Raw genomic sequence first — 20892 nt, 5'->3', positions numbered from 1 at the left:
TGAAATTATTTTTTTATATTATGGGAAAAGTATATACTGTATCTGTTATAATCCGTTGTTGTATCAAATATCTTTAAGTAATGAACTGATATTTTTATTAGTCATATGTAAAATTTTAAACTGCTGTTTAACAGTTCGTACGTACTTTATAACGACTTACTCCACATTGTTCAATTGTTTTATTTTTTATTGGGGGTATGAATAGAAAAATATGGTAAAAATAAAAAAACACATAAAATAAACCTTGTTATCTAATAGTAATATGATGTAAGTGGTTATGTGGATTATTGAGAAATAGGAATTTCTATTCTTAATATTTTTTTATAAATAATTTGAACACATGTTAATAATGGCAAATTTTTCAATAAGGAATTATAAAAAATTATCTATTATACTGTCTTGTGCGAAAATACATCTTCTGTTAGTTAAATCTGATAAGTAAAAAAGCGGTCGTGGCGGAATTGGTATACGCGCAGCGTTGAGGTCGCTGTAGGGAAACCTGTGGAAGTTCGAGTCTTCTCGACCGCACCAAAAATGGCCTTTTTATGAAATTGTTGTCAAGAAATACTCTCGATATCTCAGTATTTCATATGAAAAACATGCCTCCCATTCGTTGGTGGGTGACGCATTATCCTGTTTCTTATGAAGAATCTCAGATAATTATGGAGAGTGAGGTGCAACGCATCTCTTCAGGAAATGCAGAAGATCTGGTTTGGCTTCTAGAGCATCCTCCTCTCTATACCGGTGGAACTAGCGCTAATTCCCATGACTTATTAACCCCCAAACGTTTCCCTGTTTATTCTACAGGACGTGGTGGTGGATATACCTATCACGGACCAGGACAGCGTGTTGTTTATATCATGCTTAACCTTGAAAAACGTCGCAAAGATTTACGTTGTTTTATTGCTGCTATTGAAGAAGTTATCATACGTACTCTCGACAAATTAGGTATAGTTGGTGAAAGACGTGAAGATCGTGTTGGAATTTGGATAATTCAACCAAATATAATACTAAATAATCAACAGATATCAATTGAAGAAAAAATTGCCGCCATTGGAATACGAATACGTAAATGGATATCATTTCACGGATTTTCGTTAAATGTTTCTCCAAATCTAAACCACTATACTGGAATTATTCCTTGCAGCATTAATCAACATGGCGTAACAAGTCTCAAGAAACTTGGTTATCATTACTCAATGGAATACATAGATACACTAATTCGCCAGTCATTTGAAAGCGTTTTTGGACCGACAATATTGCACGAATATGCAAAAAATAAATAACGCAATAGCTATTAATAAGATAAACTCAATACATTCAAACAAACTTACATAAGCTCTACTTGTAAGAGATAAAAACACTTCAGAGGAACCTATATTAACACCATCTTTAAGCAGAGTGGAATATGCATAGATAATCTTCTTATCCGCAATATAAATTGTGGAAGATGATGATGATTTATAATCAATAGGAATGATCATACTCTGATCAAAGTTCTTTGTCTTTGGCAATGAAACAGACCCAACAGTGTTTGCGCCAAAAGCACCTCCAACAACTTCCGCTTCCACTTCCACTTCGGCGAGAATATCATTACTTAAAATTCAGCTAAAGCATCACAAAGACCATTATTTCCTTGAAATATATTCTTCCTAACCAAACACACTAGCACCAGATTCACAAACGGTAGGTTTTATAATACGAATTATAGATGAAGCATTAATTTTAGTAATTATAACTTTTCCATCTATTTTAACCTGTGCGACTGAAGGTACTCGGGTTGCGTAAGCTAAATAATATCCCCATCAACGTTATTTATTACATTTGTACAGTCTATAATTTTTGGTTTTTTATCATTTAATAAAAGACTTATTTTATTTTTTACGGGACTTACTATATGCTTTTACGGGTAATATAGACGAAAAAATAAAGAGTGCTACGCATTACCTTAAATGGTTTCATTTCAAGGGTGAGATTAAGGTTCTTTATTACGCCCACGATCATCTTAATGAATGTAAGCTTCGTTTAGATGTTATTGATAATTCTGAAAAAGCTATAAGACAAATTAATTAATGATATTCTTGATATAATAAGAAAAAAAGATTTAAACTTTAGGTGGTTTTTATGTCTAATAATCAAGTAGTCTTCCCTAAGATTTATGATGAATACAATCAAAATGCAATTGACAGCGGAAATGAGGTTTTACGTTATATTAAATTACAATACGAGCTGTTTATTGAATGTATTATTGTATTGGTTATTTCTTCTTTATTGTGGGGTTTTTTGGGAGATTTATTGGGGGTTTATTTGGGAACTCTTGTGTTATCTACCCCTATTTATGGTGTTTGGACACTATTAGAAAACCTTAAGTCTCCTTACAAAGCTGAAAAGCGTTGGTATATGAGTAGAACTATAGCTGAATCTTTGAAATCTAAAATGTGGAATTCTATATGGGAGTTAAAGGTTATCGTATAGATGAGGATAGAATAGATGAGGATAAGCTAAAAGGTCATTTAATCGATATAGTAGGCGACAAAAAAGAGGTTGAAAAACATAATATATCTTATATTTTGCGTGATGTGAAAAATTATCAAGTTTTGCCTTGGTAACGTCGTAAAAATATATACGTAGATTATAGAGTGAAAGATCAGATTTTTTTGAATAATATGGGAGCGGACTTTCACATCTATAATCTTAAAAAGTGGCGTTGTATATCTAAGGTTCTCATGATTTTGTTGATTTTTTTAGGGCTTGCAGAGAAATATTGTCATATTGGCATTGCCGCATTCTCACCTATCATTGCTACAAGTTTAGCATCCATCTTTGGCTTGATTAGCATGAAAACATACAATGAGTTATCGCTACCCTATATTTTAACAGCTCGTGAGTTAGAAAGGATGCTAGCTGAAAGTTACAAGATAGAAAGCGAATATCAGTTTTCTAATTGGGTTTTAAAATCTGAATCTGCTTTTTTTTCTAGGAAACATACAGTATGGGCTGGAATAAAAATATGGGCTGTACGAATAAACGTGGCATAAAAATAACTAAAGGAAACTAATAATGAGTGGAATGCGTATATCAATGAACGATGAATAAAATAATTTATGACATCGAACAAAGACAAAATATAATCGAACATAAAGTTGATCAAGCTATCGTGAATGTTTTGCAAATTTCCGTGTAGAAAACGCTATATTTCATAAAGAAATGATTACAATATTTTATGAACATAGATCGGACATGCGTAAAATATTTAGTAAAAATAGATCTGAAATGATGTCGAACTTGCATAGACTCTTTGGCATGCAAAGGAAATGGTTGATAGCGATTTTAATATCAGTCGTATGGTTACATTTGGTTGTCTATTTTATTAGTATATAAAATAGGTCTACACCTAATTATGGGTGTTTATGACCTCGAATACAGACAAAATACACTCGAACAAAGACAAGATGGAATCGGAAATAACCAATATATACTCGAAAGAAGACAACGTGAACTCGAGAATACAGTTGATTCAAAAGAGTCTATTGAGGATATCTTGGGCATTCCCCCTTTGTATTACATGAAATAAAAACATCAATTTAGGTCTGAGCTAGATGAAACTAGGTCATAGCTAGATAAAATACTTTATGAAAATAAACAGGAAATAAATAAAAAAATTAACACGCAAGATAACTTTTTGATGGCAACATTAGCATTAAGCGTATTTTCCTTTTTGGGTGTCTTATCTTTTATATTTATAATGAGAATTTTATCGAAGAAATAAGGAAAAAGTCAGATCCAAGAAATCCTCATATGGGTCTTCTTGTAGGGGCGTCGCTCACTTTATTGGCAACTGATCAAATAATGAAAAATTTATGTTCTCTTCATAAAGTAGTAGACCGTAAGTTTATGAAAAATGTAAAAGATTCAAGATAGTTATTGAGATTTGCAAGTATATCTCTTTTAGCGATACAGAAAATTCATAAATCAAAAAAGAAAACTAACAATGTTTAAGAGTTTATAGAAAACCTATGTCCTTTTGCTTTGCAATAGATTTATTAGTTATTACATTATGAGCGGAAGATCGTCAGATGTTAGATCTTATATGGCTTATGTTACGTTCAGAAGAAAAAATTCGAAAATAATTGATTATAGTAGAAATACTTATAAGTTGGCTTGTAATATGGGTAGAAGAGCAAATATGAGGTCTTATATAGATTATCTTATTTTAATAAATAAAAAGAATAAGGATCGATAATATGACAATATGGACGATTATAGATTATATTACTAAGTTCCTAAAAATCCTAATTCGTATTCTCGAAAATCGCGAAAAAGATATCGAAAAACATCTCAAAGAGATCAGGGAAGAAGCCCAAGAAACTAAAAAGCAATAGAAGAAAAAAGAACAGCTGGAATAATTGTATATGATAAACCTCCTTATTCTTGTTTAGCAGTCGTGAATTTCTTCATAGATAAAGGGGTAGAAGACGAATTACCCTTAACAAATTTAAAATTACAGAAGCTACTCTATTTCACTCACTGTAATATTGTTTTTAAATACAAAAGCGATGCTGGATGAAGAGCCACAAGCTTGGAGGGATGGCTCGGTATTTGCCGGCATTTACCACAGGTTAAAGTTTTTTGATAATATTTATCCAGAAGTAGAGTATCTTGATGGTAAAATTAGATTACCCGTGGATTTAGCTTTTGATATGTACCATAAAATTTGCGATAAAAATATTATAGATATAATGGATGATATATGGAATCGATATAAAGAATATTCAGAGGATGAACTATATAAAATAGTAACTGAAAAAGAAAGAGCGTGGTACAAAATAGGTGCTACTGATAGACAAGACCTTGTTAAAATCATAACAGTTGATGATATACTAAAATATGAAACAAAGTATTAAGGATTCATGAAAGGCTATCCCGTATCACATTGCAATAAAGACTCCCAATTAACCGTTGGAGAATTATTTGCGGGTATGGGAGGGATTGGATTAGTTTTCAAACAAGCAGGGTTTAAAATATCTTGGGCTAATGAAATTAATAAAAAAGCATGCATTACATATCAAGAAAATTTCAATCATCGTTTAATTCAAGATGATATTAGAAATGTGAAACCTTGTGATTTGGGTGAAGTTGATATTTTGACAGAGGGGTTTCCGTGTCAAACGTTTGTATTTTTAGAAAATGTTAAATAGTACATCATTTGAACTAAGGGTATATCATGTCTGTGTTGCTTATCACGATATAGACGGAATGTCACCTTTTTCCCAATTTTCTTGTGTTTGCATTGTAAAATCTACAAAACAATTTTCTGCAATAGAATTTCTTATCCCTTTCATAAGATCTTGATAGTAAGAAAGATTTGCCCAAGAAAGAATCATCCCTGCCAAAGATTCATTAACACGTAAAAGATGATGTAAATAAGCGCGAGAATAATCACGTAATGCAGGACAGTGTGACTCTTCATCCAGAGGACGCATATCATCGGTATGTCTTGCATTACGCAAATTTATTTTGCCAAAACGAGTAAAAGCCAAACCATGTCGTCCAGCACGAGTAGGCATGACACAATCAAACATATCTATCCCATAACTTACTGATTTTAAGATATCATCTGGCGTACCAACTCCCATCAAATAATGTGGTTTTTCAATGGGTAATATAGGAACAATATTTGATAAAATACGCAACATTACTTCTTGTGGCTCACCAACTGCTAAACCACCAATAGCATAACCTTTAAGATCTAATTCTTTCAAACGCTCAGCAGAAAAAATACGGAGATCAATATTATCACCACCTTGCACAATACCAAACAAAGCTTTCCCTGGTTGATTACCAAATGCTACACTGGATCTTTCAGCCCATCTCAATGATAATTCCATTGCACGTTTTAACTCTTTATCCTCAGCAGGTAGCGATAAACATTCATCAAGTTGCATCTGTATATCAGATCCAATAAGATTTTGAATTCGAACCGATTCTTCTGGAGAAACCTTATATAAGGTCCCATCAATATGACTCCTAAAACTAACACCTTGTTCATTTACAGAACATAACTTTGAAAGAGACATAACCTGGAAACCACCTGAATCCGTCAGTATTGGCTTAGACCACCGAATAAATTTATGTATTCCTCCCAGACGCGCAATACGCTCAGCTCCAGGCTGCAACATTAAATGATAAGCATTTCCTAGAATAACATCTGCTCCCACATCACGTACTTGATCAAAGTACATCGCTTTAACAGTTCCAGAAGTACCGACGGGCATAAATGCTGGCGTTCTAATAATTCCTCTAGGAGTGATAATCTCACCTAAACGAGCCCCTCCACTGATAGCTTTAATATTAAAGCAAAAATCTTTATTCACATTCAACACATTTCTAAAAGGACAAATAATATTACTTCTTATTGCATCAATATTCTTTCACGAAAGAACAATTATACATTGTTCAATAGCAATTTATTATTTTCTTATCAATACTATGAGTATAGAAAAAGATTATCAGCAAAATCAAGAAAGCATAATCTTACTAAGAATTTTTAATATTTTTTATTTCACAAGGCATAAAAAATATTTTCCCCTTGTTTAATCATCGTTTTGGAAATAGCAAGCTTGCATCACCGTATGAATAAAAACGATACGAATGAGAAATAGCATGTTGATATATTTTTTTTGTTTCTTCTATTCCACAGAATGCCGATACCAACATTAATAAAGTCGATTTTGGCAAATGAAAATTACTCATCAACACATCAACAGCTCGGAAACAATATCCTGGAGTTATAAAAATATTAGTAGATCCAGACCAAGGCATTATGATCCCATCTTCTGTTGTTGCGGTTTCTAAAAGACGCAATGAAGTTGTTCCAACAGCAACAATACGTCCTCCTCGAGATTTAACAGAATTTAACGCTTTCGCTGTTGCTATATCTATAACACCTATTTCACTATGCATATTATGATCATCAGTATCTTCTACTTTTACTGGCATAAAAGTTCCTGCACCAACGTGTAAAGTTATAAAATGTACTTCAACACCTATAGAAATAATCCTAGATAAAAGATTAGATGTAAAGTGAAGACCAGCTGTAGGCGCTGCAACTGAACCTTGAATTTTAGCGTATGTCGTTTGATAATCCACATAATCACGTGCATCTATAGGACGTTTCCTAGCAATATAAGGAGGTAATGGTATAGTCCCTACTAGAGAAATTTGTCTTTCCAAGACCATATCAGAAAGAGGAAAAGTCAATAAAATCTCCCCTGTATCCCACTTTTCTGCAACAGTAGCCTCTAATCTATATTGTCTATCTTGCGAAAAAAAAAGAATTATATCCCCTGTTCTAATTGCTTTACCTGGCCGAGCATATGCACTCCAACTATTAGAAGAAAAACGCATATGCAAAGTACAAGATATTGGCGTTTCTTTGTTATTTATATGATGTAATCTTATTCCACTTAATTGTGCGGTTATAACCTTAGTATTGTTAAATACAATTGCATCATTAGAGTTTAAAAAATAAGGAAGATCAGACACTAAATGATCAGAAATCATCGAAATTCCTGATAAATTTGGCTGCACAACCATGAGGCGAGCACTGTCTCGTGGAGATGCTGGTCTTAAGGCAATTCTAGAAGATGGAAGATTAAAATCGAACTCTTTCACCATCATAATTGCATTATCTCCTTCGTTTTTGAGCTATCTGAATAAATTTATAGCGCCATTAAAAATAGAAATTTAATTCATATAGAATACATTAAGCAAAGATATTTGAAATCATTATCTTTACACAAGATCAACCATAAAAATAAGAGAAAGATTGTAATCACAAAATATTATTTCAAAATAATATTTTTATAGACTAAGATTTTAGCAAGATGGTTCAGGGATTTTTTTTAAGAAATCACAAACAGGATGTGGTACAAAAGAAGTTATGTCCGCATCTATCGAAACAAGGTGACGAATTAAAGTAGAGCTTATATATCGAGAAGAATCCTTCGAAAAAAGAGAAATAGTTGCAATTTCCGGACAAAGACGGCGATTAACTGATGTCATACGCATTTCATAATCAAAATCTGTCATATCTCTCAAGCCACGTATTATCACTTGAGCAGAAACATCTTTTGCTAAATTGACTGCTAATCCTTTAAAAAAAACAACAGAGACTCTTCCGACACTCTCAGGGATTAAATGAAGAATAGATTGCATAATCAAATCAGAACGATCTTGAATAGACAAAAAAGAATCTTGTTTCATCGAATGAAAACCAATAGCTACCACTACCTCTTCAACAAAAGAAAGAGCTTGGACAATGATATCCATATGTCCATTGGTAATTGGATCAAATGATCCTGTATAAACCGCTTTTTTCATCATGTAAGCAATCCTTTTTAAACCATTATTTATTGATGAAATAAACAAGATATTATCGATTGAAATACGATACTGCTATCATCTATTCCAAAATTTAATCCGACATTTACTATAAAAAACCATTATCGCCAATCTTCTACATCACACAATATTCAATCAAAAAAATGGTTTAAAATAGAAAAATTTGCAGTTATTTAAAATCCAAACAGAACATCTAAAAAATCCTACTACTCATTTTTATTTATCTGATTCAGCTATTTTTTCCATATTAACTTGTACAGTTTTTAAATTGATATAATCAAGAAATATGATGTAAGTTAAATTGAACATTTTACCATATACAGCGTTAGTCTGTTATTTTTATGCTTTTTTACTTATTCTATTTCATAAAAATAAACTTCCTGAATCACAGGGAAATACACACTGAAAAAGATCAATACACATAGTCCTAGAATACGATAGGCAATATAGAAAATACCAAGTAATTTCTAACAAAAGTATCTTGAAAACATGTTTTCAAATCATAACAATGTGTAGACTTATAAGATATAAGTACTTCTAAATAAATAATTTAAATTTAAAAAATAATTTTTACGCATAATCGAAAATAATGCAAAAAGGTATTTTACTTATTTTATCAACATTTACCAAGATGATATGGTTATAGGAGGCATTTTTTTACTATAATCCATCCCTCCTATAACTTAAGTATTTAACCGGATAAAAAACTATCCATAAATCGTTTCCCTCTATTGTTCACTATTTAAATATTTATCAATAATGTCTTCATGGATAGTAACTGGATACTTACTTTTCAAATAAGAAATAATTGAATCGAACGCATCTTGACTGACCGTTGCTTTAATAGAATCCGTTAATTTATCTTTATTGGGAACGGGATCGATTTTATAATCAACTACCTTAAAAATTACATATTCAGCCCCATTTTTAATAGGAAAGCTTTTAACCATTCCTATAGGTCCAGAAAAGATCTCGGAAACACCATTTTCAAAGAATTCTTCCCCCTTACTTGTACGAGTAATTCTTTTAGTTAAAATGGATTTTCCAAAAGGTTTACCTATACTATAAAAACATTTTCCTTTTTTGTTGTATTCAAGAACCAACTGCTTTGCTTTATCAGCCACTTTTTCTGCTTTTTTCGAATATTTCCAATCTTTTATAACCTCAGGCATAATTTCATTTAATTTCTTCTCACGTTCAGGAATCACTTCTGTTTCCTTAATCAACATGTAGCTTCCATCAGGTAAAGCTAATTTATTATCCATAGAAGATTGTTCTTTGTTAAAAGCACTAAATAACAAGTGATCTTTATAAGGTATGGAAGATATCTCTTTACCATTTTTATCTTTGCCTAAAGAATCCATAAATTGAAGATCTACAAGAGGCAAATTTTCTTTTTGAGAAATTTCCGTCATACTCTTACCTGAGGAAAACATTTTTTCCGCCTTTTTATACTCTTCTTGAACAATCGTACTTGCTTTTACAAGACGCATTTGATCTTCAATTTCCTTTTTTAATTTCTCAAAAGATGGAGTAAAACTAGGTTTAATCTTACTTACATGAGCAATTGTGTATCCGAAAGAACCACTAACAACATTAGTATAACCATCCTCTTTAGCAACTGAGAAAACCGCATCAGCTAATGCAGCATCTGGGATAGATTGTTTAGACAAACTGCCTAAAGAAATATCTTTGAGAGACTTACCTTGTTCCTTAGCTAATTGTTGAAAATTTTTACCCTTCTGCAAAGATGTAAAAGCATTATTTGCTTCTTCTTTATTTGCAAAAAATAACTGTTCTACTGTTCGGGTTTCAGGTGAAGAATACGAATCTTTCCTCTTGTTATACTCTGCACGCAAATCATCTTCTGTTATCTGCACTTGTTTTGCTTTTTGATGAACATCGAATAAGATATAAGACAGGCGTTTGTACTCCGGAAAGCGATAGCTATCTTTACGTTTTTCAAACCATTCCGTAATGACTGCAGACGACGGATCTCCAACAGCAGCAACGTCATCACCATTTATCACAATATATTTAACGGATCTATTTTCATAATAAAAGCGTACTATTTGATCTTGTAAAAGTTTAGAAACCTGGATTCCTCCGGCAAGAATTGGGACAATGTCGGCACGTGATCTATCTCGTATAGATTGGTCTATGTATTTTCCTTCATCGTAATTTTGCTGAGCAAGTTTCGACAAAAAAACATCCCGACTGAATTTCCCATCTTTTCCATGAAAAAAAGGAAAACGTCCTATCAAATCTAAAACACGACTACGCGAAGTTTCAACTCCCATCTCTTTAATAAAATTATCAACAACAGCTACAGAAACGAGATTTTCGACAATCTTTTTGTCTAACTCAACAGCACGTGCTTTTTCTGAAGTAACGACGAATCCAATACGCTGAGACAAAGCTTCTAATTCTTTTTTCCAATAATAAATAAAATTTTCCAATGGTACTTTTTCAGAACCTACAGAGATTATTGTCGACGATCCTGAAATAGAAAAAATAGACTCTACTAATCCCCACACAAGGAAAGGAATGAGTAAAACAACAAGAAAAATTTTTGCAACCCATGTACGAGAAGCTTTGCGTATTATATCCAACATTATAATTTATTATCCTTAAATTATTTAATACTTGACCCAATAATGTAAAACGCACGACGACACATCACAATTGCATGTCACCAACATTTCAAAGAACGAAACACCCATTCTTGTCGACGGTATTACAAAACTAATACGATTGAAACAGATATTTTACAAATGCACAATTGATTATAAAGAAAATTCCATGTTATTTTAATGAACAGAAAGTTATTTTACATGTTAAAACAAGGATTTTTAATAATACCTATGTATTATACCCGCAAAACATCAATGAGAATAAAAGTAGAATCTTAAAATTTTTCCAATTAAAGCACCATAAAATAGCGCAAGTCCTATAAATACTGTCTTTTTGATATCAGGATTGTACGCAATTAACCTAGAAATATTCCTAGATAAAACTAAGCATTCCACGCTAACGTAATTTAGAAATTTACCTACAAACTTATCCACAGATTTATCCACATTAAAACAATTATAAAAAATAAATTTAATATCACTATGTCAAAGTTGCATTGACACTTAGAAATCTCCAAACAAAACCAGAAAAATGGTTTTTTTAAGATCCACCTGAATTACCGTACAAAATATTTTATAAACTAATATGATTAACAGTCAAATAATCTCAAAAATAGAAAAACATTACTCACTTATGGAAAAATAAATTATCTGATCCTATCAATAACACCAATACAGTGAGTTTAAATGATATGAATATTAACAAGTAATAGTAAATTACCATAGAAAAATACGATTTTTTTACCATATGCTGTTAACTAAATCTTTGTTCTTTTACAAAACAATGCTACTATGGTATCAATTAGTTACTGCTTATATTATAATTTATGGGATCTTTAATACCTGTTTTTACATTGAAATTATACATTATGAAAATGCGTTCTCATCTTAAGCGTTTGTTTGTCGATTTTCCTTTGTGCGCTGCAATCAAAAAAAAAGCAACTAAAAATCAATACCACTATCTCGCCCATGTAATGCGCATGAAAGATGGAGAAAATATTTTACTTTTTAACGGGGAAAATGGAGAATGGCTTAGTAACATTACATATGTAGGAAAAGATATTGTATTTGAAATAGTATCTCAAAATAAACCTCAAACTAAAAAATCTAATCTACACTACATTTTCTCTCCGATTAAAACAAATCGCCTTGAGTATATGATTCAAAAATCAGTAGAGATGGGGATAGGAACTCTTCATCCTGTCGTCACTCAGTATACACAAAACACACACTGTAATATGGATCGTATGCGTTCGTATGCAATAAGTGCAGCAGAACAGTGCAATACTCTCACACTGCCCTCCATAAATCCACTTATTAAACTAGATTGTTTATTAAAAAACTGGGATCATAATCATCAAATAGTTTTTGCCGATGAAACATGTTACCAGAATGATTCATTAGCAAAGCTTCAAAACATATCACATATTCCTCATATAGCTATTCTTGTTGGTCCGGAGGGAGGATATCATCCTAAAGAAAAAGAAAAATTGCATTCTCTTCCTTTCATCACCCCTATTTCGCTAGGCCCAAGAATTTTGCGTTCTGATACTGCAGCAGTTGCAACCATGGCTTTAGTCCAATCTATTTGTGGTGATTGGTATTGAGTAACTATGTGAAAATCACAATCACTTGACCTATCCTCTTATCGCCTCAATGTTTTATCCTTCTTAATTTTAAAGGAATAGATATGATACGTAATCTATCAACTGATGCCATAATAACTTCTACTGATGATCTGCTGCAATACCTTACATCTGGCATAAAACCACAAGAAAAATTTAAAATAGGAACGGAACATGAAAGTTTTATTTTTTCACGATCAGATCATCGTCCTATCCCTTATGCTGGAGAAAAAAGCATCGTCACAATTTTAAGAAAGATGCAAAAAAGACTTTCTTGGGAAGCGATCATGGATAAGGGAAATATTATAGGATTGACGGATCCTTTGAGTGAAGCTGGAATATCTCTTGAACCTGGAGGACAATTAGAACTCTCTAGCTCTACATTATATGACACCCATCAAATCAAAGAAGAAATGCTCAAATATATCACAATACTTAAAGAGATCACTAGCGGTCTTGATCTCGGTATCTTAGGTATGGGCGTTAATCCCAAATGGAGATTAGATGAAATACCAGTCATGCCTAAATCACGTTATACACTCATGAAAAAATATATGCCCCAAGTTGGAACTCCCGGTTTAGACATGATGTTTAAAACCTGCTCTACACAAGTCAGTCTTGACTTTAGTAGTGAGCAAGATATGGCCACTAAATTACGTGTTTCTTTAAAATTACAACCACTTGCTACAGCACTTTTTTCTTCTTCTCCATTTACAGAAGGAAAAATCAATGGATTTCAATCATGGAGAAGCGAGATATGGAATCATACTGATAACAATCGCACAGGAATTTTGCCTTTTGTTTTTGAGAGCGATAATCATTTTGAAAAATATACGCAATGGGCATTGGATGTTCCAATGTATTTTATCCTACGTGAAGGAGAATATCATTGTTGCACGGATATAACATTTCGTCAGTTTATGAATGGAGCACTCAAAGATAGAATAAAAGAATGGCATCCTAGAATAGGAGATTGGGAAAATCACTTATCAACACTGTTTCCTATCGTACGTTTAAGAAATTGCCTTGAAATGCGTGGCGCTGATTGTGGTAGTGTGAAAAATATTTTTGCTGTTACAGCATTTTGGACAGGTATTCTCTATGACTCATCTGCATTGCAGGATGCAGATGATTTAACGTCTAATTGGTCATTTAACGATATGAATGAACTGAACAAAGCTGTACCATCCCAAGGAATGAAAGCCACTATTAACGGCCAATCTTTAAAGAGCATTGCGACCCAAATTATCACTTTTTCCAAAAATGGATTGAAAAACCGTTCTAAGAAAAACCACTTACAAGAAGATGAGACAATTTTTTTGCAACCATTAGAGCAAATAATTAATAGCAATCAAACTACTTCAGATGAAATGCTTGCAGCATTTAATAGTAGGTGGAATAAGTCTATAGATCCATGTTTTGAAGAATATGCTTATTAAGGATTTACTCTTACAATGTGCTAAGCAATGTTTGATTAACATTTTCTATAGTAGATTGCTCCCTTGAGGTTGTCGATGTTCCCAATAAGCGGAAGATAAAGCACTCTATTAGGGTCGACGGGAGCAGGAAACAAAAGGGATTTCCAAGGAACTTTTTGAAAGTTTAACTTACTGTAATAAGCAATATCCCCAACGAGCACAACTACTTCAGATCCTTTGTTTCTAGCAGCATCAACAGACATATCAATTAATTTTTGTCCAATTCCTTTGTTTTGATATAAAGGATGAACCACTACAGGCCCTAGCAAGTGTCCCGTAATTTTTTCTATAGAAATGGGCGTCATACGCACCGATCCTATAATTATTTGACCATCTGTACAAAGAAACGAAAGAGAAAGATCGTGCATTCCTTGTTCGCGTAACAAGAAAGCAGCTCGAGAAAAACGACCAGGACCAAAAGCTTCTGCGTGCATGGAACAAATGGAAAAATCATGATCAGGATTTTCAGGAACAAAATTCAAATATTTTGTCAATGACTACATCTCCGCAACAAATAAAATTAAAGAAAAAACAACATCATTTTCGTTTGTATTATTTCCATACACTTATAAGATGAATTTATCAAATAAAACTCTTTTTATGTTATAAATATTTGATTTTTCAAGACATTAAAAAATAACCTGAAGTTAAACAACATTAACTCTTATTTCCCTTAAGCTAAGATAGATAATTATCTCCTTAAATTCGATTTGAAAATATTTATATTAAAATATCCATTATAATAGAAACATTTTTGGCTAAAGCAAAAAATTCTTATGCTGTATTTTTATGATATTTTTGTTTTTCTGTAATCTTTATTATGGATATAATAAAGATCTAGTCCATTTTTCTGTAAATTTTTCACGAGAAAATACTATACGTTCATGGAGACGATATGGTTTCTCTGTCCAAAATTCTATAGATAAAGGACGAATGAGAAAACCATACCACCAAACAGGACGCGGAATTTCTTTTCCTTCATAGAGAGAAGAATATCGCTGCACGGATTCCTGTAAATCACCAAAATGTTCCATCTTTTGTGATTGTTTTGAGGCCCATGCTCCTATTTTACTTTCCCTTGGTCGAGAAGCATAATAATTATCTGATTCACGATCACAATATTTTTCCACCAAACCTCGCACACGCAACTGCCGACCCAAATTTTTCCAATAAAAGCACAAAGATACTTTTGGATTTTCTATTATTTCTTTGCCTTTAGAACTTTGACTATTAGTGTAAAATACAAATCCATCCTGATCAAAGTGTTTAATTAAAACTACGCGTGCATTTGGAAATCCATGATAATCATAAGTTGCCAGCACCACAGCATGAGGATCTTTAAATTCACTATCTTGTGCTTCTTGCATCCATTGTGATAACAATGTAAATACATAATGATTATTGATATCATCATCTTTTCCCATAGATTAGATCCTCTCTAAGTTCGAGCACACTTTTCTTGTATAGAGTGAACTTGAATATACCTTTAATATATGTATACATACCAAAGATAAATATTTCCCCAAATAGGAGTTTTAGATGCTTGCAGTAGATGACCTCATGAAAAACAAAAGAGGTATTGTTTTTGGTGTTGCCAATAATCGTTCACTTGCTTGGTCAATCGCTAAGATGTGCCATGATGCAGGTGCTGAAGTTGCTTTAACATGGCAAGGTGACGCTACTAAAAAGCGTGTTGAAAGCCTCGTTCAGGGAATGAATTTTTTCATGGCAGGAAACTGCAATGTTTCATGCTCTAAAACGATTGATGATGTTTTTTGTAATGTAGAAAAGAAATGGGGAAAAATAGATTTTATGGTTCATGCCGTTGCTTTTTCTGATAAATCGGAATTAACAGGGCCGTATCTTCATACAAGTCGTCAAAATTTCCTCGATACGATGGATGTTTCAGTATATTCTTTTACTGCTTTAGCCGCTCGTGCACATTCATTGATGAATAAAGGTGGAAGCATGCTTACCCTTACGTATCTCGGAGCCGAAAGAGTAATGCCACATTATAACGTCATGGGACTTGCAAAGGCAGCATTGCAGACTTCCGTTCAATATCTTGCAATGGATTTAGGAAGGCAATCTGGTATTAGAGTAAACGCAATTTCTGCTGGACCAGCTAAAACTCTTGCTTCTTCTGCTATTGGTGATTTCAAATATATTTTAAAATGGAACGAATATAATGCCCCTCTTCGTCGTAATATTACCCATGAAGAAGTAGGAAAATCCGCCCTTTATATGCTTTCTGATCTGTCTAGTGGCGTTACTGGCGAATGCCATTTTGTAGACGCTGGATATCATGTTGTTGGCATGAAAGCCGAAGACGCCCCCGACATATCTGTAGTCAAAGATTCTTCTCATACCCCCTAATCTAAATAATGTAACATATGAAATATGGTAAAAAATACCCTACCATAAATTATCGAATAAAAAGATCTGCTTTGATTTATGGGTTATTTTTTTGAGATAGCTGGGTGTTATTTTTTGGATAAAGAGTAATTATAAAGAATCGATCATCAGATCAAAAGCTGTTTCAATGACTTTATGACTTGCTGTTGGCGCATTAGCTTCAAAAGTTAAAATGTGACGATAACGCCGTGAATTCGGAAGTCCATGGAATAAACCGATCATATGGCGAGCGATATGTTTTAATTTTCCTCCCGCATGAATATAGCGAGCAGCATACTCAGTCATGGAGTCCCTGATGTATCTCCAAAAGTCCTTATCAACTTTCTTCTTTACGGGAAGAGAAGATGTGAGAGGATTACTAAAGTATTCATCTACATCAGTAAGCATGGCACTATTTTGATAAGCTGCTCGGCCAACCATGACTCCATCAACATGGGGCAAAACCTGCAAAACTTGTTTTATATTTTCCAAACCACCATTAAGACCGATAAAAAGGTCTGGATTTTCCTTTTTTACCTCATATACTATTTCATAATCAAGCTCTGGAATTTTACGATTATCCTTTGGCGAAATTCCATCAAGCATGGCTTTGCGAGCATGAATCCATATGCCTTTTACTCCTGATTTCTTTATGGATTTTATCAAATTACGCAAAGCAATTGCCGGAATTTGATCATCAACACCAATACGACACTTAACTGTTATAGGAATGGAAACCGCCTCGTTCATTGCCGCAATACAATCCCCGACAACATCAGGATTAAGCATCAAGCATGCACCAAAAGATCCCGCAAGAACATTACTTGAAGGACAACCAACATTGAAATTAATTTCATTGTAGCCAAAATCTTCTCCGATTTTGGCAGCTTCAACAAGCTTGGAAATATTAGAACCACCAATTTGCAAAGCAAGCGGCTTTTCTTGCTCACTAAACCCTAAAATATTTTGTTTTTTCCCGTATAAAATTGCATCAGCTACAATCATTTCTGTATAAAGCAAAGCATTATTAGTCAATAAACGAGCTAAAAAACGATAATGTCGATCAGTCCAATCAACCATCGGCGCTACTGCAAAAACCTTCGGAAACAAATGAACATTATGTTTTCCCTCTGAGGAAATCTTATTTAATTCGTATGCTAACATTCATTCTGTTCCTTAAAGTTGTAGTTTGCGATTCTCGTACAACATTCTCTTCCTAACCTCAGTATTGTTATCGAACAATTTAATAACACACCATCATACATTAATGAATTTGACAAATGCCATGAAACGATATCATGATTAATTGCAGAGAAGCTCGATTCTTAATAATATATTTTATGTTAATTATCATGGTTTATTTGGAAAAAAGACAGCGGTACCCATAATTAAAAAGTTTTCTGTGCACCGCCATGTAAGAGAAAGTATTATGAAAAATATAGAAAATTCGAAAGAGGAACAGATAAGACAGGAAATATATTTCGAAAGAATCTTTAGAGTAAATAAAAATTTGCTAGGGGCGATGACGATAATTATAGCATCTCTAGTAATAAATTGGCCCTTACTTTATACAAATATGTTCAACTAAATTTTCCGTTTTATGTGGTTAACGGATTATTTTCTTTTTAAAACAATCAAAATAAAAGGTAAAAGCTATGCGAGATAAAATAATATTCTCATTATCTTCTTGGTTTGTCATTCCATGGGAAGTTATAAGAAGCGATAGCTTAGCAAATTGATAAAAAAGGTTGTATATTAAAGGTTGCATATTTATATTAAAGGTTGCATATTATATTTTTTCAGTGTATAAGACCGAATCTAAGGGTGGAGATTATATTATGAAAAGAATGAAAAATGCAAAAAATAATTAAAGATAAGAAACCTCCTTATTGTTGTTTGTCAGTCGCAAACTTCTTCATCGATAAAGGAGTAAAATCCCAGTTACCCGTAACTAATTTAAAATTACAAAAGCTTCTCTATTTCACTCACTGTAATATTGTTCTTAAATATAAAAAAGCAATGCTAGACGAAGAGCCGCAAGCTTGGGGAAAAGGGCCATTATTTGCGGGCATATACCATAGATTCAAGTATTTTTATGATTATAAAATTAGACTTCCCATGGCTTTAGCTTTGGATGTGTTTCCTGAAATAAGCGATCGAAATATTATAAATATAATGAATGATATCTGGGATCGATATAAAGAATGTTTAGGTAATGAGTTAAGTAAAATAGCCCATGAAGCAGGAAGAGCTTGGGAAAAATCATATGGTCCTAGCAAACCGTACTTAAATAAAACCATAACAGTTGACGATATACTAAAATACGAAACAAAGTATTGATTCATGCGGGGGGAGATCTTAATATGGATAATAATGAAGATAGATATTATTTAAATGAGCAACAGAAAATATGGGAACTTAAAGGCGTATTTTTGAATGGTATGGAAGATAGCAAAAAGATGCGTTTAAATTATTTTGATAAAACCTTTTTAATAACTTTATTTTTGATGTATGTGTTGGTAGTTTTTATAATGTCTCAAGTATTAGATCATCCTTACTTAGTAAAATTATGTCCGTTTAAATTTTCAGCCGTGATATCTATGCCACCAGCTGTTTTAACTGCTTGGTGTTTAGTGGGTAAAGGGTTATTCGACTCTGACAAATCTGACAAATAATATAAGTAACAGATATATCCTAGCGTATAGTTACAACGTTACTAGATTCTTACTCAAATCCATATTTAAATCTTAAACCTTTTATAATTCTGAGTTATATTTATATTTTTCTGCAAACATTATCCGTAGTTTCGTGCTATAACCTATCAGCTACTATTTTTAGAAAAATTTCTTTTGTTATCAAAATAAAAAACATGAGATAAGTCTAAGAGAGGAATGATGGGTTTTATAGCTAATTGCTTCGGTTTTTTTCATAGCCAGATATTAACCAAGCCTTATTTTATGCTTGGTCTCATTGTCATGATAGGGAATATTCTCCTGGCTAAAAAGATCACTACGATTATTTCCTCTACAATCCACACGATTATTGGTTTTCTTCTTTTGCGAGTAGGCGCAGATATTCTTGTCAACAAATCCAAAGCTATTATTACGAATATTTCTACTATCCATCATATTGACGGTTCAATTATCGATCCCTATGTTTTTATGTTTTCTTGTATAACATCTTTGGGAGATAAGTATAATTTTGTAGGTTATACTGTTTTGATAGCATTTCTACTTAATCTCTTGATGGTTACTTTGCATCGTTTTACTGGTATCCGTACCATTGTACTCAATGGAGAAGTAATGTTTCAACAAGCTGGACTTGTTTTTATTTTTTTTCACATGTCATTAAACACAGAAATATGGCAATCCGTTGCCTACTCATCCTGTCTTTTAGCCTTATACTGGGGTATAACCTCTAATATCTTATATAAACCAACACAAGAAATCACCAATAATTCTGGTTTTTCAATAGGACATCAACAACAAGTAGCATCTTGGATTGCGTATAAGATCGCACCTTATTTGGGCAATAAATCAGAAAACATTAATTCCCTCAAGCTTTCTAAATGGCTTGTTTTATTAAATAACTATGTAATCTCTACAGCGATTGTCATGACTTTTTTTTGGGGAACAGCCCTATTATCTTTAGGTATTGAAAAAGTTCAAGAAATGGCTGGAAAAACACATTGGACACTTTATGTCTTGGAAACAGGACTGTTATTTTCTGTAGGAATCTCTATTATTATGCAGGGTGTTTCGATGTTTGTTAAAGAACTAACGACTTCATTCCGCGGAATTTCAAAATCTCTTATTCCTGGAGCCATTCTTGCTATTGATTGTTCTGCAATGTATGGCTTTGCCCCCAATGCATTGATATGGGGTTTTATTTGGGGTGCAATCGGCCAAATATTAACAATTATTACCATGATTTTCTTTCATTTTCCTATACTGATTATCCCTGGATTTATTCCTATGTTTTTCTCTAATGCTACTATAGGAATTTTTGCTAATCACTATGGAGGATGGCGTGCAGCATCTAAAATATGTTTTGTTATGGGTGTCATTGAAATTATTGGCAGTGTTTGGGCTATAAAACTTGCAAAAACAGACAGTTGGATGGGAATGGCAGATTGGTCTCTTGTCGCCCCATTGATTATGCAAGGTTTTTATTTTACTCGTTTTTTTATTATCGTTATTATTTTATTAGCCTTTGTTTATATGTTTTATGCCAGTCGTGAACTCAGGCATGAAAAAAAAAAGAATAACAGTAATTTATAATCTTTTAGGATTAATTATTCTCGTGAATTGGGATATTTTTTTATTGTTCTATTTATTCCCTATACGCAACATACAATTT

Annotated in this window: 20 protein-coding genes and 1 tRNA gene; 14 read left to right on the top strand and 7 right to left on the bottom strand. The window is 32.8% G+C overall.

The window, feature by feature from the left end; all coding sequences use genetic code 11:
- Positions 1 to 446 precede the first annotated feature (446 nt).
- From G293_RS04615 to G293_RS04585, 8 genes are all read left to right on the top strand, one after another.
- Positions 447 to 531, top strand: a tRNA-Leu gene (locus tag G293_RS04615).
- 14 nt (positions 532 to 545) lie between these two features.
- Positions 546 to 1286, top strand: a complete 741-nt coding sequence (gene lipB / locus G293_RS04610; protein WP_047264729.1) for a lipoyl(octanoyl) transferase LipB — start codon at positions 546 to 548, stop codon at positions 1284 to 1286.
- Between the two features lie 556 nt (positions 1287 to 1842).
- Positions 1843 to 2073: a hypothetical protein gene (locus G293_RS05690; protein ID WP_148407348.1), complete on the top strand. Its 231-nt coding sequence runs from the start codon at positions 1843 to 1845 to the stop codon at positions 2071 to 2073.
- A 51-nt stretch (positions 2074 to 2124) separates the two neighbouring features.
- Positions 2125 to 2475, top strand: coding sequence for a hypothetical protein (locus G293_RS04600; protein WP_047264497.1), 351 nt, complete (start codon positions 2125 to 2127; stop codon positions 2473 to 2475).
- The gene (locus G293_RS05745; protein ID WP_158402231.1) at positions 2451 to 2609 is read left to right on the top strand and encodes a hypothetical protein; all 159 of its coding nucleotides are present in this window, start codon (positions 2451 to 2453) and stop codon (positions 2607 to 2609) included. The genes G293_RS04600 and G293_RS05745 overlap by 25 nt, the downstream gene beginning before the upstream one ends.
- Before the next feature lie 12 nt (positions 2610 to 2621).
- A complete protein-coding gene (locus G293_RS04595) occupies positions 2622 to 3038 on the top strand; it encodes a hypothetical protein (protein ID WP_280136113.1) in 417 nt (138 codons plus the stop codon).
- Between the two features lie 1518 nt (positions 3039 to 4556).
- On the top strand, positions 4557 to 4904 hold the full coding sequence (locus G293_RS04590) for a Panacea domain-containing protein (protein ID WP_148407346.1): 348 nt from the start codon (positions 4557 to 4559) through the stop codon (positions 4902 to 4904).
- A 6-nt stretch (positions 4905 to 4910) separates the two neighbouring features.
- Entirely contained in the window at positions 4911 to 5198 is a 288-nt protein-coding gene (locus tag G293_RS04585) for a DNA cytosine methyltransferase (RefSeq protein WP_047264495.1), read from the top strand.
- 42 nt (positions 5199 to 5240) lie between these two features.
- On the opposite strand, the gene tgt is transcribed toward G293_RS04585, so the two are convergent.
- The 4 genes from tgt to G293_RS04565 all read right to left on the bottom strand — a co-directional run bounded on the left by tgt (position 5241) and on the right by G293_RS04565 (position 11018).
- Positions 5241 to 6374, bottom strand: coding sequence for a tRNA guanosine(34) transglycosylase Tgt (gene tgt, locus G293_RS04580; protein ID WP_047264494.1), 1134 nt, complete (start codon positions 6372 to 6374; stop codon positions 5241 to 5243).
- Positions 6375 to 6597: 223 nt separating this feature from the next.
- A complete protein-coding gene (queA, locus tag G293_RS04575) occupies positions 6598 to 7680 on the bottom strand; it encodes a tRNA preQ1(34) S-adenosylmethionine ribosyltransferase-isomerase QueA (RefSeq protein ID WP_047264493.1) in 1083 nt (360 codons plus the stop codon).
- Between the two features lie 198 nt (positions 7681 to 7878).
- Positions 7879 to 8385 (bottom strand): pantetheine-phosphate adenylyltransferase, encoded by a 507-nt coding sequence (coaD, locus tag G293_RS04570; protein WP_052775040.1) that lies wholly within the window; start codon positions 8383 to 8385, stop codon positions 7879 to 7881.
- A 746-nt stretch (positions 8386 to 9131) separates the two neighbouring features.
- Positions 9132 to 11018 carry a peptidylprolyl isomerase gene (locus tag G293_RS04565; protein ID WP_047264492.1) on the bottom strand — a complete coding sequence of 629 codons (1887 nt, stop codon included), beginning with the start codon at positions 11016 to 11018 and terminating at the stop codon, positions 9132 to 9134.
- Positions 11019 to 11905: 887 nt separating this feature from the next.
- On the opposite strand from G293_RS04565, the gene G293_RS04560 reads away from it, so the two are divergent.
- Together G293_RS04560 and G293_RS04555 are read left to right on the top strand one after the other, a co-directional pair.
- Positions 11906 to 12643, top strand: coding sequence for a 16S rRNA (uracil(1498)-N(3))-methyltransferase (locus G293_RS04560; RefSeq protein ID WP_047264727.1), 738 nt, complete (start codon positions 11906 to 11908; stop codon positions 12641 to 12643).
- 83 nt (positions 12644 to 12726) lie between these two features.
- The gene (locus G293_RS04555; RefSeq protein WP_047264491.1) at positions 12727 to 14100 is read left to right on the top strand and encodes a glutamate--cysteine ligase; all 1374 of its coding nucleotides are present in this window, start codon (positions 12727 to 12729) and stop codon (positions 14098 to 14100) included.
- A 35-nt stretch (positions 14101 to 14135) separates the two neighbouring features.
- Here the strand turns inward: G293_RS04555 and G293_RS04550 are convergent, their stop codons facing one another.
- Positions 14136 to 14633: a GNAT family N-acetyltransferase gene (locus G293_RS04550; RefSeq protein WP_047264490.1), complete on the bottom strand. Its 498-nt coding sequence runs from the start codon at positions 14631 to 14633 to the stop codon at positions 14136 to 14138.
- A 324-nt stretch (positions 14634 to 14957) separates the two neighbouring features.
- Positions 14958 to 15563 (bottom strand): pyridoxamine 5'-phosphate oxidase, encoded by a 606-nt coding sequence (gene pdxH, locus G293_RS04545; RefSeq protein ID WP_047264489.1) that lies wholly within the window; start codon positions 15561 to 15563, stop codon positions 14958 to 14960.
- A gap of 115 nt (positions 15564 to 15678) precedes the next feature.
- Here pdxH and fabI point away from each other — a divergent pair, with 115 nt between their 5' ends.
- Complete coding sequence (gene fabI, locus G293_RS04540) at positions 15679 to 16515, top strand: enoyl-ACP reductase FabI (protein ID WP_047264488.1); 837 nt, start codon at positions 15679 to 15681, stop codon at positions 16513 to 16515.
- Between the two features lie 129 nt (positions 16516 to 16644).
- Here fabI and dusA read toward each other — a convergent pair whose 3' ends face one another.
- The gene (gene dusA, locus G293_RS04535) at positions 16645 to 17697 is read right to left on the bottom strand and encodes a tRNA dihydrouridine(20/20a) synthase DusA (RefSeq protein ID WP_047264487.1); all 1053 of its coding nucleotides are present in this window, start codon (positions 17695 to 17697) and stop codon (positions 16645 to 16647) included.
- A gap of 690 nt (positions 17698 to 18387) precedes the next feature.
- Here dusA and G293_RS04530 point away from each other — a divergent pair.
- From G293_RS04530 to ulaA, 3 genes are all read left to right on the top strand, one after another.
- Positions 18388 to 18873 (top strand): Panacea domain-containing protein, encoded by a 486-nt coding sequence (locus tag G293_RS04530; RefSeq protein ID WP_052775039.1) that lies wholly within the window; start codon positions 18388 to 18390, stop codon positions 18871 to 18873.
- A 23-nt stretch (positions 18874 to 18896) separates the two neighbouring features.
- Complete coding sequence (locus G293_RS04525; protein WP_047264486.1) at positions 18897 to 19208, top strand: hypothetical protein; 312 nt, start codon at positions 18897 to 18899, stop codon at positions 19206 to 19208.
- A 219-nt stretch (positions 19209 to 19427) separates the two neighbouring features.
- Positions 19428 to 20813, top strand: a complete 1386-nt coding sequence (gene ulaA, locus G293_RS04520) for a PTS ascorbate transporter subunit IIC (RefSeq protein WP_047264485.1) — start codon at positions 19428 to 19430, stop codon at positions 20811 to 20813.
- Positions 20814 to 20892: the final 79 nt, after the last annotated feature.

Origin of the sequence: Candidatus Liberibacter africanus PTSAPSY (assembly GCF_001021085.1) — a bacterium.
In the GTDB taxonomy this organism is placed as follows: Bacteria; Pseudomonadota; Alphaproteobacteria; order Rhizobiales; family Rhizobiaceae; genus Liberibacter; species Liberibacter africanus.
The sequence above is the reverse complement of the archived record's forward strand: the minus strand, read 5'-3'. Positions and strand labels throughout refer to the sequence as shown.

Coding starts and splice junctions, on each gene's coding strand:
- G293_RS04555 (WP_047264491.1), top strand. CDS start 12,727: ATGATACGTAATCTATCAACTGATGCCATAATAACTTCTACTGATGAT.
- dusA (WP_047264487.1), bottom strand. CDS start 17,697: ATGTTAGCATACGAATTAAATAAGATTTCCTCAGAGGGAAAACATAAT.
- fabI (WP_047264488.1), top strand. CDS start 15,679: ATGCTTGCAGTAGATGACCTCATGAAAAACAAAAGAGGTATTGTTTTT.
- G293_RS04525 (WP_047264486.1), top strand. CDS start 18,897: ATGGATAATAATGAAGATAGATATTATTTAAATGAGCAACAGAAAATA.
- coaD (WP_052775040.1), bottom strand. CDS start 8,385: ATGATGAAAAAAGCGGTTTATACAGGATCATTTGATCCAATTACCAAT.
- G293_RS05745 (WP_158402231.1), top strand. CDS start 2,451: ATGGGAGTTAAAGGTTATCGTATAGATGAGGATAGAATAGATGAGGAT.
- queA (WP_047264493.1), bottom strand. CDS start 7,680: ATGATGGTGAAAGAGTTCGATTTTAATCTTCCATCTTCTAGAATTGCC.
- pdxH (WP_047264489.1), bottom strand. CDS start 15,563: ATGGGAAAAGATGATGATATCAATAATCATTATGTATTTACATTGTTA.
- G293_RS04560 (WP_047264727.1), top strand. CDS start 11,906: ATGAAAATGCGTTCTCATCTTAAGCGTTTGTTTGTCGATTTTCCTTTG.
- lipB (WP_047264729.1), top strand. CDS start 546: ATGAAATTGTTGTCAAGAAATACTCTCGATATCTCAGTATTTCATATG.
- G293_RS04590 (WP_148407346.1), top strand. CDS start 4,557: ATGCTGGATGAAGAGCCACAAGCTTGGAGGGATGGCTCGGTATTTGCC.
- ulaA (WP_047264485.1), top strand. CDS start 19,428: ATGGGTTTTATAGCTAATTGCTTCGGTTTTTTTCATAGCCAGATATTA.
- G293_RS04565 (WP_047264492.1), bottom strand. CDS start 11,018: ATGTTGGATATAATACGCAAAGCTTCTCGTACATGGGTTGCAAAAATT.
- G293_RS04600 (WP_047264497.1), top strand. CDS start 2,125: ATGTCTAATAATCAAGTAGTCTTCCCTAAGATTTATGATGAATACAAT.
- G293_RS04530 (WP_052775039.1), top strand. CDS start 18,388: ATGCAAAAAATAATTAAAGATAAGAAACCTCCTTATTGTTGTTTGTCA.
- G293_RS04585 (WP_047264495.1), top strand. CDS start 4,911: ATGAAAGGCTATCCCGTATCACATTGCAATAAAGACTCCCAATTAACC.